The sequence below is a fragment of the Deltaproteobacteria bacterium genome (assembly GCA_040223695.1).
GTDB lineage: Bacteria > Desulfobacterota_D > UBA1144 > Nemesobacterales > UBA2774 > JAVKFU01.
The window spans coordinates 158485-173631 of record JAVKFU010000013.1 but is presented as its reverse complement, the minus strand read 5'-3'; the positions used below and the strand labels follow the sequence as shown (position 1 = coordinate 173631).

Annotated in this window: 11 protein-coding genes; 6 read left to right on the top strand and 5 right to left on the bottom strand. The window is 46.2% G+C overall.

The genetic code is table 11. The features are described from left to right. Window positions 1-38 precede the first annotated feature (38 nt). From truA to RIG61_03730, 3 genes are read right to left on the bottom strand one after another with little or no spacing between them, the layout of a single operon-like run. On the bottom strand, window positions 39-776 hold the full coding sequence (gene truA / locus RIG61_03740) for a tRNA pseudouridine(38-40) synthase TruA (GenBank protein MEQ9618270.1): 738 nt from the start codon (window positions 774-776) through the stop codon (window positions 39-41). Further along, entirely contained in the window at window positions 777-1709 is a 933-nt protein-coding gene (locus RIG61_03735) for an ABC transporter permease (protein ID MEQ9618269.1), read from the bottom strand. It lies immediately after the preceding gene. Window positions 1710-1723: 14 nt separating this feature from the next. After that, window positions 1724-4657 carry an MXAN_5808 family serine peptidase gene (locus RIG61_03730; protein ID MEQ9618268.1) on the bottom strand — a complete coding sequence of 978 codons (2934 nt, stop codon included), beginning with the start codon at window positions 4655-4657 and terminating at the stop codon, window positions 1724-1726. Window positions 4658-5051: 394 nt separating this feature from the next. Between RIG61_03730 and RIG61_03725 the strand changes: the two genes are divergently transcribed. From RIG61_03725 to thiI, 4 genes are all read left to right on the top strand, one after another. Beyond that, complete coding sequence (locus tag RIG61_03725) at window positions 5052-5519, top strand: glycine zipper 2TM domain-containing protein (protein ID MEQ9618267.1); 468 nt, start codon at window positions 5052-5054, stop codon at window positions 5517-5519. A gap of 428 nt (window positions 5520-5947) precedes the next feature. Continuing rightward, on the top strand, window positions 5948-6910 hold the full coding sequence (locus RIG61_03720; protein ID MEQ9618266.1) for a hypothetical protein: 963 nt from the start codon (window positions 5948-5950) through the stop codon (window positions 6908-6910). 57 nt (window positions 6911-6967) lie between these two features. Next, window positions 6968-8971 carry a hypothetical protein gene (locus tag RIG61_03715; protein ID MEQ9618265.1) on the top strand — a complete coding sequence of 668 codons (2004 nt, stop codon included), beginning with the start codon at window positions 6968-6970 and terminating at the stop codon, window positions 8969-8971. A 265-nt stretch (window positions 8972-9236) separates the two neighbouring features. Continuing rightward, window positions 9237-10370, top strand: a complete 1134-nt coding sequence (gene thiI / locus RIG61_03710; GenBank protein ID MEQ9618264.1) for a tRNA uracil 4-sulfurtransferase ThiI — start codon at window positions 9237-9239, stop codon at window positions 10368-10370. Between the two features lie 38 nt (window positions 10371-10408). Here thiI and RIG61_03705 read toward each other — a convergent pair whose 3' ends face one another. Next, window positions 10409-10945, bottom strand: coding sequence for a twin-arginine translocation signal domain-containing protein (locus RIG61_03705; GenBank protein MEQ9618263.1), 537 nt, complete (start codon window positions 10943-10945; stop codon window positions 10409-10411). Window positions 10946-10954: 9 nt separating this feature from the next. Then, window positions 10955-11812, bottom strand: coding sequence for a hypothetical protein (locus tag RIG61_03700; GenBank protein MEQ9618262.1), 858 nt, complete (start codon window positions 11810-11812; stop codon window positions 10955-10957). Between the two features lie 190 nt (window positions 11813-12002). On the opposite strand from RIG61_03700, the gene RIG61_03695 reads away from it, so the two are divergent. Next, window positions 12003-13562 carry a GMC family oxidoreductase gene (locus tag RIG61_03695; GenBank protein ID MEQ9618261.1) on the top strand — a complete coding sequence of 520 codons (1560 nt, stop codon included), beginning with the start codon at window positions 12003-12005 and terminating at the stop codon, window positions 13560-13562. Between the two features lie 10 nt (window positions 13563-13572). After that, complete coding sequence (locus tag RIG61_03690) at window positions 13573-15126, top strand: CRTAC1 family protein (protein MEQ9618260.1); 1554 nt, start codon at window positions 13573-13575, stop codon at window positions 15124-15126. Window positions 15127-15147: the final 21 nt, after the last annotated feature.

The following is a 15147-nucleotide window of genomic DNA, read 5'->3' as shown; positions in this document are numbered from 1 at the left end:
TATTGACGCATTAATTCAAGTCGAAGATTATACAATATTCAATACTTCACCTCTTTTAAGTAGAGTCCACACGGAGGGGCTGAGTATACGTATCTCATTTTCTCCCCCGCCGCCAGGATATCCCGAAACTGTACGGGTGTTATCTTTTGCTTTCCTACCTGCACCAGAGTCCCCACTATAAGCCTTACCATTCTTTTAAGGAAGCCATTGGCCTCGATCCGGAATTCCAGTAAACCGTTTTGCATTTCTATCGCGGCATCCTGAACCGTTCTCACTGTTGATTTGACTTCCGCTCCGGTTAGAGCAAACGCCCTGAAGTCATGCTCTCCTTTAAGCATTAATACGGCTTCATTCATCAGTTTTGTATCGAGCGGATACGGGATAAACCAGGCTCTTTTTCTCAGGAGAGCAGAGGGAAAATCGCGGTTCAGGATTCTATATACGTAAACCTTGCTCTTGGCCGAAAATTGTGCGTGGAATTCGGCATCCGCCTCTCCCGCCTGAATTATGGCTATATCTTTGGGGAGCATCGAATTCAGCCCTTTTTGAAAGTCCTCCGTGCTCAACCTGCTCCGGGTTTTGAAATTTGCGACCTGACCCAGGGCGTGGACACCCGAATCCGTCCTCCCCGAGCCTATAACCTTTATGTTCTCCTCGGTAATGCGCTCAAGGGAAGTTTCTATTACTTCCTGTATAGTTAAACCGTGCGGCTGTCTCTGCCATCCGAGATAGTTTGTTCCTTCGTACTCTATGACGAGCTTAATGTTTCTTGTCAACTAGATTCCGCCCTTGTCGAATTCTATGCGCGGGTCGAGTATTACGTAGAATATGTCAACAACAAGATTGGCCAGTACCAGCATTATGGTATATACGATAGTAATTCCCATCACCAGCGGGTAGTCGCGGTTAGATACTGCGAGGACAAAAAATCTCCCGATTCCCGGTATGGCGAATATATATTCCACGACGAAAGATCCGGTAACGAGAAACGCGGTTATCGGACCCAGTACCGTAACTACGGGTATCAACGCGTTTCTAAGTATGTGTTTTGTTGTTACTTGAAAACTGCTGAGTCCCTTTGCCCGGGCCGTTCTTATGAAGAGGGCTTGTGAGGTATCGAGCATGCTCGCTCTTATAAGGCGTGCGAGGTAGGCCGCAGGGCCTGCGGCGAGGGTGAGCGCGGGCAGAAGAATGTGCGACGGCCCTCCCCAGAGCGCGGCGGGAAGCCACCTGAGCTTGACCGAAAACAGGTAGATTAATAAAGCTCCTACGACAAAATTCGGAACCGATACCAGAGCCGTTGCGATTGAGACGGAAAAGAAATCAAAAATCCCCCCGGGTCTTGTTGCGGATAATACCCCTATCATGGTTCCGAGCGCTATAGCAAAAAACAGGCTTATCAGTCCAAGCTGAACGGATACAGGGAGGGTTTCCCTGATTATATCGTTTACAGACCTGTCTATGTATTTGTAGGATGGGCCGAAGTCGCCGCGTGTCACGTTTGCCAGATAAGTAAGGTACTGTTCTACGAGGGGCTTATTGAGACTGTACTTGGCCTCAATGTTTTTTTTGATCAGTGGCGGAAGCTTTTTTTCGGTGTCGAAAGGGCCTCCCGGCAGTGTTCTCAGGAGAAAAAACGTTATAGTCGCTACCGCCAGCACAACGAAGATTCCGGTCAGGGCGCGGCTTAGAATAAATTTGCCAATCAAGCCCGGCTATCCTTTTAACCTTCTTTTCTAACTACGAAGCTTTGCTTTGACAGAAGTCCCTTGGAATCTTTGGCAATTATCGTTATAAGATTTATCTCGTTCTCAAGTTTAAGCTCAAGAGACACAGGCACTTCGGTTTTTGTCGAAGGCAGGAGCGCGACCTTGTCTTCTCCCAGGAATACTGAGACAAGCTCTATACCGTCCTTGTCGTTTACGTCACCGGTTAGTGTGATGATATGAGAATTTGTGGAGATGGGCGGACCTGTGACGCTGATTATTGGCGGGGCCTCGAAAATTTCCTGGTAGAGGGCGCTGTCTGATTCCCCTTGCGAGCTAAGCGGCTTTGAAATCCGGACCTTGTCGCTTCTTATCCAGCCGGCTCTGTTCTCATCGAGGTTAATCTTTATCCATTTCCCGTTCTGTCCAATGCTGCTGAATGCTGCGCCCGTCTCAGACATCGCTATAATAGGGGCTTCCTTAAAACTACCCCCCCTGATAAATACATTACCCCCGGGAACTGTAACGCGCAGTTTTTCTTTTGAGAAATCGGCGCCGGGTTTGTTCTCAGGGATCAATAAATTGCTGAACAGCCCTTCCTTGAAAATGTCATCCATAATTTGAAGTTCGACTTCTATCAATGAGTCGGGACCGTTTACAGAAAATATAAAGCTTGCGTCCTTGATTCCTCCGGGCGCAAGGTTCTCAATTTCCGCTCTCCCCTTCTCAAGAAAAACGTTGTCCCCGGAATTATTCTTAAGGCTTATGATCGTTTTTTCCGATGCCCCCGGGCCGATATTTTTCACCCGTACATGAAGGGCGATTTTCTCGCCCGTTTCCGGAATGCTGTTACCGTTGCCCGATGAGCCGTACCTGCCGTCGTCGACTATCTCGTAATTAAACGCGTAAAGGGGTCTGTCGAGCCCGGACGTATCCAGATTGAAGCTGAAATCCGGTATCGATGATTTGTTTGCGTCCTCGAATTCAAGCGTGACGAGATCGTCCCTGGTAAGACTCCACTTGGGTATCTCGAATTTCGTGCTCCAAGATTTCTTTTCGCCCGGGTTGAGTTTGCCGAATATTAGATCCTTTCCTTCGAAAACCGGGTTTTCGGATTTGGTCGTAGCTAATAATCTGTAAAGCGGTTCTGTGCCCGTGTTTTCAACCTCGACTGTAGCCTCGATCTCGCCCCCGGCTTTTCCCTGCGGCTTCTCAGGGGTAACAGAAACTGAAATGGAGGGTTTGGACGGCTTAACTTTTTCGTATGACCAGTCCACTCCCATAAGCCGCCATTTGTCCACTATCTTGTTTTCCTCTTTCTTGGAAATCTCCGTAATGCCGACCTGAATTTCTCCCAGGGACTGATTCCTGGAAGGTTCGCTTGAGGACTGGATGATTTCTCTTGCGAGGGAGACGTAGAAGTCTTCTTCCAGCTTTTGTCTTCTTTCCTCTTTGCTTAGGGCCTCTTCAGGGGTCGGTTCCCCTTCATTGTCGATTACCCTGTTATCAAGATAAGTAATGGAATATGTAGGCTTATCCAGGTTTATGCTCTCTTTTTTCCCTTTTTTGTCCGGTTTGTTCAGACGGTTATCGGGGTTGGGGTGAAATGTTATCAATTCGTCGTTGATTATCGCCGGGTGGAGAATGATATCCGGCGTAACCCCTACATCCTGTATTGATATGTCGCCCGGAGTGAGGTACTGAGCAATTGTAAGTTTAAGCGCCGATCCGTCGTTCAGATCGAATATTTGCTGTACGGACCCCTTGCCGAAAGTTCTTTCCCCTATTACGATGGCTCTTTCGTTGTTCTTTAACGCTCCCGCCACGATCTCCGAAGCGCTTGCGCTTCCGGAATCGACGAGCACGACGATATTTCCGCCGAACTGATGGTCCTTATCGTTTGCGTGGTATCTTTTCGCGGAATTGCCTATTTTCGTTGTAACTATAACGCCGCTGGTCAGGAACAGATCGGAGATTCTCTCCGCCTGGTCGAGCAAACCGCCCGGGTTGCCCCTCAGGTCAAGAATCATGCCCCTGGCATTGTCTGTGTCGTCTTTGATATTTTGAATAATGCTGTCGAGCGTATTTTTTTGGAAGTCCCTGATCCTCACGTATTTGATGCCGCCGTCAAGCTCAAAAGTCTCAACGCTCTCTATTACAATGGTATCGCGCACTATTTTAAATTCCCGGGGGGAGTTAAAACTGTCCCTCATTACGTGGATGGATACCTCCGTGCCTTTACGGCCCCTTAGTTTACTTACAGCCTCTATGAGAGACATATTTATGGTCGATTCATTTTCGATCTGGACTATCTTGTCGTTAGGTTTTATTCCAATGCGGTATGCCGGGGTTCCTTCTATTGGTGAAATTACTGTCAGCTCCCCGTCCCTCACGCCTATTACTATTCCGAGCCCTCCGAAGCTCCCTTCGGTCTCTATCATGAATTCCTTATATACCTGAGGGGTTATTATGCTCGAGTGCTGGTCGAGAGAGCTTAGCATTTTGTCGAGGACTGAATATTCTATTTCGCTTATCTCCGGATCATTGGGCGACATATGGGGGCTTATGAATGTGAATACCTGCTCCATTGTTTTGGTCACGTCATCCAGATCCCTTACTCCGCTCATATCGAATACCGCTTTTTCGTCGACTACCTGAACTTCGAATTCTCCGCCGTCTTCCCCGCCAGGGAAATCAACCAGCACCTGATCCACTATCTGCTCCAGTCTTCCGAGTCCCTCTATGAGCATATGTTTGGGATCGATTACGGATTTATCGACGTAATACCTTTTCACATACTGCATCACGACATTCGTAATATTGAGATTATCGGCTTCGGCCTTTTGTCCGAAATTCCCGAGGCTCGGCGAGAAAAGGAGTATGTACGTTATGGATACGAGTAACGCTGATACGACGAAAAGTTGTTTTAGCGAATTGGAAAATCTTTTCAAAATTTGCTCTCCTTCAGTTTCTATAGATCGGTTTTTCTAAATATTATCACACCATACACGCGGGCAATCAAATAATAACCCGGTATGTATGGTAATTCCGGCGGTGCGTTTTCAAATTCATTTCACGATTTCCGGGTTATTGCTCCGGGGCTTTTATGATAATGTAATAATTCTAACAGATTTTTCCTCCAAATGTTCTTTTGTGTCGAGTTAAACTGAGGGACTGAATATATATAATCTATTTTATATATACTACAAAGTCCTGGCTGATAGCTGTTTTTAAGTGAAATATGACAAAAGGTTTTTTCCGGCTTAGGATTCCAGGGGTAAAAAAGTTATAGAAAATACGATAACCGTGTGCTAGGTTTTTAGGAAAAGAAGGAAGGGGTTACGAATGAAAGAAAAATATTTATCCGCTTTAATGGGTTTTACCATGTTATTTTCACTCGCCTCGGCGCCGCTCGTGCTTTCGTCATGCGCGGCGGGTACGGGGCCTTCCCCCGCAACCACACAGGGCGCGGCCGCTGGGGCCGCGGTGGGTTCCGTGGCCGGTCTTCTTATAGATAACGACAATAGATGGCGCGGCGCGTTAATCGGAGGTCTTCTCGGAGGAGTGCTCGGGGGCACGGTAACTGAAATATCGCAGAGGGCTTCCCGTGAAGCCGCGGCCGAGGGAAGGCCGGTCGTTTATCAGAGTAATGACGGTTTTCAGAGGGTCGAGGCTTCTCCGGTCGGGTACGACGAAGAAACCAGGTGCAATAAGGTTCGGGAACGCGTATGGCAGGAGGGCAGGCTCGTAAAAGACGAGGTAAGGGAAGTATGCGAGTCCGAAAGGACCGAGCCTCGTTACTATTATGAGTGATATTGTATGAAGACCCGTTGTTTGGACCGGCGTTGTGCGCCTGTTTTTCAAGCGGCCTGGCGGGCGCCGGCCTTAAATTTCTTCTGTTGCCGGAAAGTCTTGACAAGGTGTATTATTTATGATGTAATTGCTTTAATTTTAAAGGAGGAAGGAACGTGATGTCACTGGTCCACATTTTTCTCTCCTTACGCCTGAGAAAAGGACTTGACATTAACCTTTTTCTGTGTTGTAATTCTGTGCAGTTGTGAATTTGTATGACTATCTTTTGAGTATTTGTATTTAATTGTTTGTTTGAGGAGATGGAGGTTGCCTGAAAGAACAAATCCAGAGCGATTTTCATTGCTGTTTAGAGTAAAACTTTGAAGGAGGATTCTTTTATGCAAAAAGGAAATACAATAAACAATATCAAAACAAGGAGGAGAGGTTCAATGCTACAGGATATTATATCCAAGATTAAGTATTCACTGGTGCTTGCTTTGATGCTGGTTGTGCCAATGCAGGCATTTGCCGGAAGTTCGGCATTTTTTGAGCCGATTGATCAAACCGACACCGGTGTGGACAGACTGGTTAATTTCTACGACACTATCGGCAGATCGACATTTATACAGGTGACGAACACGTCGGATGACTTTGTTGACATTCACGTTCAGGTATGGAATGCCAGCGAGAACTGTAACGAGGTGGACTTTTTTGATTTATTGACGCCTGGTGATACCAACATTTATGATGTCGAAAATCTGCCCGGTAACCCTAGTCTTTCAGGGACTACGGGATTCGTTACGGTATCGGCTTTTTCCGGCCCATCCGGATCGATAATCGGAATGTTCAGGGTAATAGACGATTCGGGTTATGAATACAGGACTAACGCCGCGGACACGGAATTTTTTGATTTTGACGACTTTGCGGATTATGTCCTCAACTTCAACGACGTAAACGGAAACAACCTGTCGGATGTTGTCGGTCTTACTTACGCATCTATAGACAGCATTCAGACCTTCGCTTCCCCGAATCTGGGTACCCAGTTCGGCGAGTCTATATCTTTTCAGAACTTTATATTCGATGCGAATGAGTTTCCTATATCCTGCAGCCCGGCGATATTTGCCTGTGTTGAAGGAGGCCCTACCAGCCTGAACAAAGGTATAGATAATTCTATTCCGAACAGCCAGGGATATCCGAGAATTTGTAACGCGAGCATCTTGAACGAAGGGAATAACGCGGGTTGGCTACTTCTACCGTTTATAACCCATGTTTGCACTGACCCTACTGTTTGTGACACAACCACTGGTGAGTTTTTCTTCGACGTTTTCTTCGTCGGCTATCTCGGGCTCAACAACGGAAACGGCACGGGCTCCATGGATTCCTGGTGGGGAGTTAGCTTCGAGCTGCTCTAAGGATAAACAACAATGAATTTCAAACACGAAATAAATTTAAAAAAGGAGGATAAATTAATGATAAGCAAGTTAAGGTTTTCATTGATTGCTGTATTAATGCTTGTCCTTTTCGGCTTCGGTCTTCAAGACCAGGCTAAAGGACAGCCCGGCACTGATTTGCAGTTCTGCCCGGGTGTGCCGGTAACTAACGGTTGGTTAGATACCCAAATTGACCCGGTTTCAACCGCACCGCCTGATTTTTCGGCTGCCCTTATAGGGACGGTCGAAGGTTTCGGTGGCGCTAACGTGGCTGGGCTTGATTGGCAGCATGTTGATTTCACTGATGTTTTTCACCTGAGGCCTACCAACGAAGTGGGCGCTCAGCTCATAACGTGGTGGAGCCAGAAAAACGGCAGAAACACATACATTCAGGTTACCAATTATGATGAAGGGCCCGAAACTGATATTTTCGGCGTGCCTTTTGTGAATGTTCATGTCCGTATCCTGGACGAAAATTGTGTTGAAATCAGAGACTTCTGTGATGTTTATACAGTAGAGGACACACACGTTTATGACTTTGGCAACCTTGTAGATAACGAGGGCGATACCCCCGACGACACCATTCTTCAGGGCAAAGAAGGGTTCGTAACAATTACTGCCGTTGACGAGTGTCCTTCGCCCGACCAGGCTATAGATTATAATTTCCTGGCCGGCACTATGTATATGCTCGATTCAGCTGACTATCTATATGGTATAAATACATACACCAGAGTCGGCGTATGTTTCGACGATATATTCTTCGATAACATTATCGCCAATGGAAGCTTCCAGAATGGATCTGCCGATTGGGGTGCAACGCAGGGTAACACGGATATAGTCACCGAGGGTGATTTTAACCCGCCTGTCCCCGTTCCTCCTTGCGACGACCCGGACAATCCTGATTGTGCCGATTCGGACGCTGATTTATTCCAGGCTCTCGTATATTCCGACGATGATAATTCCCCGTCCGGTACATATGGCGGGGGTATAGCTACTAATTTGGCCACTACATCGCTGATTGGACAGTCAACTGAAACCAATGTATCTGTTTTTCAGAGCGCTTCATTCACGCCTACCTTGAGTAGTTCTGTTTCTTACGACTTTCAGGTATTCAATCCGAATGATCCTCTGCTTGTCGCATGTGACAACTATACGGTGGTTTGCGCTATAAACATAACAGACCCCGATCCGCTCAATTGGTTTTTCGCGGATTGTAATTGTTATAACGGCACCGGAGCAGGATTGGTCGATGGCACATTCGGCTGTGCTGCGCTCGGTGACGATGGTCAGCAGTACTCCCTCGCAGGCTCGCCTGTAGAATTCCAGGGAGGTAAAACTCCTATTGATTCGGATAGTCTGTCTGTTGCCGGAGGACAGACTTATGTCCTGCAGGTTATAACCGGTCAGGAGGTAGAAAGTGGTGCGTTTGGAAGCTGTTTCGAGAACTCTGACATAGTCAACCGTCCCACGAACGGCGCGGTTGTTGACAACTTCACCCTTCTCGAAGAGGCTGGCGGATTTTGCGCCTTTGAAGGTGATGGTCTGAATATCCTGAACGGGTTCAACTCATTCCTGAACGACCAGGTGCCGGATGAGTTTGCCGGCCAGTTCAACGTGCAGAACGGCGCAGCAGGTGCTGACGTTGTTCACATCAACTTCGCGGATGAGTACTTCCCGAGGTACAGGCCTCTGGCTGCATTCATAGACGCCCAGGTCGGTATTTGGGACGAATTTGAAGAGTTCACAAGCTGCGGAGACGCTAGAGTCTGTTTCACAAGGCTCGGAGTGGACGCTAGTGTAGTAATTAGCGAAGATTTCGTAGCGCCGACTCTTACGCCTACGACTGGACCGCCTCCGACAATCGGACCGACTATTCCTCCTGTTACCCCGACGCCTACTCCTACTGGCGGTGGCGGAAGCAGCAGTTGCGCAATTGCCGGAAACCCGATACAGCTTGGTACAGCAATGGCTAACGTTCTTATACCTTTAATTCCTGTAGCCTTTGCATTCGGTGTCAGAGCTGTAAGAAGAAGAAAGAAATAAAAGAATTTGAATAATCAATCACGGGTGGCGGAAGTGGTTCTGCCACCCGAATATTTCTTTCTGATTTAAAACGAAGAGAATAAACATTAAAAGTTAAACCGGAAGAGCCATAACAGGCTCTTCCGGTTTTTTTTATGAAGAGCCGAGAACTCTGCTTTGCGAGTATAACGGAGTGACGGAGTTATCTTTTTTCTCCGGCTATTTAAACATGTATTATTAACCGGCGGGGTCTCTGGTAATTTATACTTCTTTGGAATCTAAAAATATGAATGCAGACCTGGTTACCTTAATCCATTATGGCGAATTGTCTCTTAAAGGCAGAAACAGAAGTCTGTTTGAAATAGAGCTTAAGCAGAATATTGAAAAAGCGGCAGGGGGGACGGTAAAGAGGTTCAGGGGCCGTTTTGTTCTCGAAGGCGGTCAGAGAGACGCTCTCAGCAGGGTATTCGGCGTCGCCTGGTACGCTGAGGCCTTCAGGGTAATGAAAGACATTGAGTCTATAAAAAAGGAGGTCTTGAAATGTATAAAAACCCGATTGAGAAACAATTCCAGCTTCGGCGTATATGTTAAGAGGTCTGACAAGGAATTTCCTTATACATCTATGCAAATAGCCGATAGAATCGGCCGTGAAATATCTGAAAAATATGGCATGAAAGTCGATCTCGTAAATCCGGATTTGAGTATATTCATTGAGGTCGCCGACGAGGCTTATTTTTACTTCGACAGAAAAGAGGGCTTACGCGGCTTCCCCGTGGGCGTGAGCGGCAGGGTGCTCTCCCTTCTCTCAGGCGGTATAGATTCGCCTGTTTCATCTTTTCTGATGATGAAGCGGGGGTGTGAGGTTGATTTTATCCACTTCCATGTATTTACTGATAATGCAAAAATTGAAAGTACCAAGATAAGCAAATTGCTCAGGTACTTTACGGCGTACCGGCGCCCCGTTCGAATACATTTGGCGCCTTATTACCCCTTTGAAACTGCCCTTCTCTCGAATTCAAATTCCAGAGGGTATGAATTAATAATATTCAGAAGATTCATGGCCAGAGTAGCCGAAAAAGTTGCAACAGATACGGGATGCGGTGCGCTCGTGACCGGAGACAGCCTGGGTCAGGTTGCCTCGCAAACCATAGAGAATATTACTCTTTTAAAAAGTGCGGTGTCGATTCCGGTTTTTCAACCTTTACTGACTTACGATAAGCAGGAGATTGTCGATCTCGCTAAATATATCGGCACGTATGATATGTCGATAGAGTCATACAAGGATTGCTGTTCGATAATCAGCTCGAACCCGAGAACAAAAGCGAATGCCTGCAGAATTGTAGAACTTGAAAAGTCTATAAATATTGAGGGTGTGGTTGAGAATACGCTGAACCTGCTATCGGTGCGGGAAATTTATTAGAACCGATAAGAACCTGTCATCGGCTCTATTACTGGATATTAACCTCCCTGCTTTTTAGGAGCTTCCGTATAATCCATAAAACCCCTGGGCTGAGGCGGACCCTGGTAAGACAGTTTCTTCCAGACACTCGGGTCGGAATAGTAAAATTTCATAACGATACCTTTGAATTGAAGGAAAAAAGTTCTGTTCCTCACACTAACGTGTTTAATTATGCGGTCTATATCTTCTTTATTTTCAAGGGCGTAAAAGGGCTTATCGAATTTTGCACGTGAAAGGGCATCGATATTCCAGAAGCCCGCATCCAGAAAGCCCGCTGCTCCCTTGTCATTCCTCACCAGGTTCATTACTTTTTCCTTGATCCCTATATCTTCGGATCCAGGCACAAAAGCCTCTGCCAGTTTTAGCATGTTCTTTTGGGTAACCTCGTTAAATACCCTGAATCCCTTTTGAATCTCGAATCCACCGCCGGAGGGTTCCTTCTTTGCCAATACATTACCAGGCAGAGCTGTCATTATTTCCCCGCCTATTGCGCCCGCGGCCAGTGTTTTGAGGAATTTTCTTCTTGAATTTTCCATATCTAATTTTTAATTGGATTCATTGATAATTTCGATGTTCACGCTGCTCTCTTCCTTAATCTTCTCTGCAAAGTCATTGTATGCCTGTGCCTTCGCGCGGGCTTCAAGACTATGCTTGATAGAGTTTCTGACTTGATGTGTGGGTATTTCCTTAATTTCCACAATTTTCAACACGCTATAGGTTCCGTCGCCTTTTTCAATTACCTCGGTAACGGCTCCGACTTCTTTGGTATCGAAATATCTCATTAGCTTTTTGTTATAGCCTAAATCATTAAATTTTACATCGGATTCCGGGTATTGACTTTCTATTTCCTTAAAATCTTTACCGTCCCCGACCATTTTTTTTATCTCCTCTGACTTTTCCTTGTCAGAAAAATTTATTTCCTCCATTTTTATATTCATATATTTATCTTTATTGGCTTCATAATACTCTTCTATTTCCTCGTTTGATACCTCTTTAGTTGGAGGTAAATCCCCTAAAATGCGGCTTTTCATATCCCTTACAACTAGGGACATTTGGTATTCCATGACTCTATCTTCATATTTCTCGTCGAGGCCGCGTTTCAGGCCTTCCTGATAAAGGATTTCATCGGTTATAGCTGAATTGAGACTCTTACCGTTTATCTCGTCCTCATAAATCGGCACACCGTTGACTCGCGCTACTACTTTGCCTTTTTTCTCCGGTTTTACCCTTTTTATTTGATTCTCGGTTTGAGCATCCGTTTGCTGTTTTTCTGCGGAATCTTTCTGTTGCACTTCAACCGTATTTTCAGAATTCGTGGTTGTACTGTTTTCGCTTTCCTCCGGCTGGCTGCATGCAAATGAGAACATGACCGTTAGTAGCAGAAGCGGTATAATCCTTTTCATAAATATCTCCTTGTTAAAAGCTGGCAAGTTAAAGCAAAATGTATAACTTATAAATTGACATAAAGCAATAGTTTCATTATAGTATCAACCGCTTATTGCCATGCCCTCAAAGAAAAAAAAATATGACTGTCTTGTTATAGGATCGGGCCCCGGTGGGGCTCCTTTTGCGTGGAAACTTGCTTCAAGTGGGATGAGCGTGCTACTGCTCGAGGCGGGACCTCGTTACGATCCCTACAAAGACTACGCACTTGATGAGACGGATTGGGAATTAAAGGGATTTCCTTACAAGAGGAAAATCCGCTACACGTTCGGCGAAAAGCAGACTCTTGACACTAAATATGAAAATCTCAGATCCTGGAACAAAGCTTCAGGAAAGCTTAATCACGGAAAAGAAAGAAGATATCATAAATATCAGCAGGTATCGGGCATTGGGGGCACTACCCTTCATTATCAGGGCGAGGCCCATAGACTGAATGAGAACGCGTTCAAAATGAAGAGCGAATTCGGTGTGGCTGTGGATTGGCCCATTGACTACAAAGACCTTGAGCCCTATTACACCGAAGCTGAAAAGATAATCGGCGTAGCCGGCCCCGCCAAGATTCCATATCGTCCGAAAAACAAGCCCTATCCTCTAAAGCCGCACCAGCTGAGCTACGCGAGCCAAATAGTTGAAAAGGGATGTAAAAAACAGGGAATTGATCTTCTACCGAATTCTGTCGCTATTCTTTCAAGTCTTTATAGAGACGCGCCTCCCTGTAATTACTGCAATGGATGTATCTGGGGTTGTCCGCGAAAAGATAAGGGAAGCGTTGACGTTACTTTTATTCCTCTTATCGAGGATACCGGAAATTGTGAAATACTCGAAAATGTCTATGTAACACGTATTGAAGTGGAGAAGAAAAAGGAAAAAAGCGAAGTCAAGGGAGTTGTATATTACGACAAAAGCGGCAAGGAGCATTTTGTAGAAGGCGATTATGTCGCAGTTGCTTGCGGAGCTGTCGAGACTCCGAGGCTTCTCTTGAACTCTGAAATCAATGAAGGCGGCATCGTCGGAAAAAACTTCATGGAGACCACTTTTTATGAAACAGTCGCTTTTCATCCCGAGAGGACAGATTCCTACAGGGGAATACCGATCGATAGCGTCGTATGGAAGTGGAATAATCCTGATCCGAAGCGTGGATTCCCGGGGGGGCTGAGACTGTTCCCTATGGTGGGGAGCGCCATGGGACCGGTAAATTACGCTATGCGTTACTTCGAGGGCTGGGGTAAGGAGTTTGTCAGCGAAATGGATAAGTGGTTCGGACATGCAATAGCGGTCGGGGGGATTGCGGAATTCTTCCCTAATGACGATACCTTTGTGACTGTAGATTCAAAGGTAAAGGACGAGTACGGTGTGCCTGTCGCAAAAATACAGTCTTTTCTTGGGGAACCCGAGCTTAAGAGCATTGAATTCATGCAAAAGAAATCAAAGGAAATATTAAATGCGAGCGGCGCTGAAGAAATTGTTGAAGAGGTATCTTCTTACGATTACTTTTCGGCTACGCACGTTTACGGAACCTGCCGTATGGGTGATAATCCCGAAACATCTGTTGTTGATTCGTCACTCAGGGTACACAACATATCAAATTTGCTCGTTACGGACGCAAGCGTATTTCCCACCTCCGGTGGAGGAGAAGCACCTTCATTGACAATCGAAGCACTCAGTTTACGCGCGGCTGATCTTCTGTTAAAAGATCTTAAAAAAGGTTAATCTTTTTTCGATGCGTATCGCATTTACAATTCTTATTTTCGTGGTTTTCGCTTACTCTATCCAGTCAACTGCTCAAAATGAGTCATCTGATGAAGAAGGCATACCCGAGTTCAAGGACCTCAAATATCAGGCGGGATTAAATCCGCCCGTCAGGCTGGGCCAGAGCGCTGTATGGGGCGATTACAACGCTGACGGCTGGCTGGATATTTTAATAACCAATATTAACAGGGGCTCACGCAGATCAGACGGAAGGAGAAGCCGTTTTCGAGCCCGCGGAGCATTAAATCTCGACACTGGAAATAAAAGCATGTTTCTATTTGCCGGACGGAGCGACGGCGGATTCGATGAGATAAGTTCTATTTCCGAACTTCCCGATGTTAATTCAAGCGCCGCTTCCTGGGCCGATTATAATAATGACGGCTTCCCGGACCTCGCTATTTCCACCATAAGCACCGAAAGTCCTCCACTTCTTTTTGAAAACAAAGACGGAATATTTTTTGCTGATGTTACTGAAGCATCCGGGTTAAAAAATCCGAAATCTTCGGTCAGTCATGTTTTGTGGGCGGACTTCGACAGAGACGGTATGGTCGATTTGTTTCAGGCCGGCAGGGGCGAGTCTGTCCTCTATAGAAACAAGGGAGACGGGAGTTTTGAGGACGTTTCAGATTCTATGAGTCTGGCCGAGGGAATAAATACTAGTTCCGCCGTCTGGTTCGATTATAATAATGACGGTTATCCCGACATTTTCCTCGCAAACAGCGGATTGAATAAGCTTTACGTTAATAACGGCGACGGCACACTCTCAGACGTTACCACTAAATCCGGGCTTGGCGGGGAGTTTTATTGGAAGACCGCTGCGGCCTGCACAGGGGATTATAACGGGGACGGCTTTTTGGATATTTACGTAACGAATATAGGTAAAGCGAAAAGCAACGCTCTGTACAGAAATAACGGGGACGGCACGTTTGAGGATGTTACATGGGAAACTAATACGGGCGATGCAGGTGACGGTAGAACATGCGCGTGGGTTGATTTCGACGCTGACGGGAAAATCGATCTTTTTACGACCAATCATGTAAAGCCGACAAAACTTTACAGAAATCTCGGAAATGGAACTTTCTCGGATGTCGCGCCCGAGGCCGGGGTGGATTCGCCAATTGATGTTTTCGCGGCGACGTGGGGAGATTACGACCGTGACGGATTTATGGATGTTTATTTAAACGGCCATATTGGAACTGCCCTTATGAGAAATAGCGGTAATTCTAATAGCTCTGTAACGCTTGAACTTGTGGGGGACGGTCTTCTCAGCAACAGTCTGGCTATCGGGGCGCGTGTGGAAGTATCCACCCCCGACGGCTTGCAGATAAGGGAGGTATCCGGAGGCAGGGGCTGCTGCGAGCAGGATATGCTTCCGGTTTATTTCGGCGCGGGGAAGCATACTGAAGTAGATATCAACGTAAAATGGCCCAGCGGGAAAAATTGTTCATTTGAAAAAGTACCCGTCGAAAAGCGCAAATGGTTTACAATCCGTGAAATTAACTGTGAGATAATCGCATCAAATTGATCGGGAACCCGATTGCGGGTT

Coding starts and splice junctions, on each gene's coding strand:
- RIG61_03725 (MEQ9618267.1), top strand. CDS start 5,052: ATGAAAGAAAAATATTTATCCGCTTTAATGGGTTTTACCATGTTATTT.
- RIG61_03720 (MEQ9618266.1), top strand. CDS start 5,948: ATGCTACAGGATATTATATCCAAGATTAAGTATTCACTGGTGCTTGCT.
- RIG61_03715 (MEQ9618265.1), top strand. CDS start 6,968: ATGATAAGCAAGTTAAGGTTTTCATTGATTGCTGTATTAATGCTTGTC.
- thiI (MEQ9618264.1), top strand. CDS start 9,237: ATGAATGCAGACCTGGTTACCTTAATCCATTATGGCGAATTGTCTCTT.
- RIG61_03705 (MEQ9618263.1), bottom strand. CDS start 10,945: ATGGAAAATTCAAGAAGAAAATTCCTCAAAACACTGGCCGCGGGCGCA.
- RIG61_03700 (MEQ9618262.1), bottom strand. CDS start 11,812: ATGAAAAGGATTATACCGCTTCTGCTACTAACGGTCATGTTCTCATTT.
- RIG61_03695 (MEQ9618261.1), top strand. CDS start 12,003: ATGAGCGTGCTACTGCTCGAGGCGGGACCTCGTTACGATCCCTACAAA.
- RIG61_03690 (MEQ9618260.1), top strand. CDS start 13,573: ATGCGTATCGCATTTACAATTCTTATTTTCGTGGTTTTCGCTTACTCT.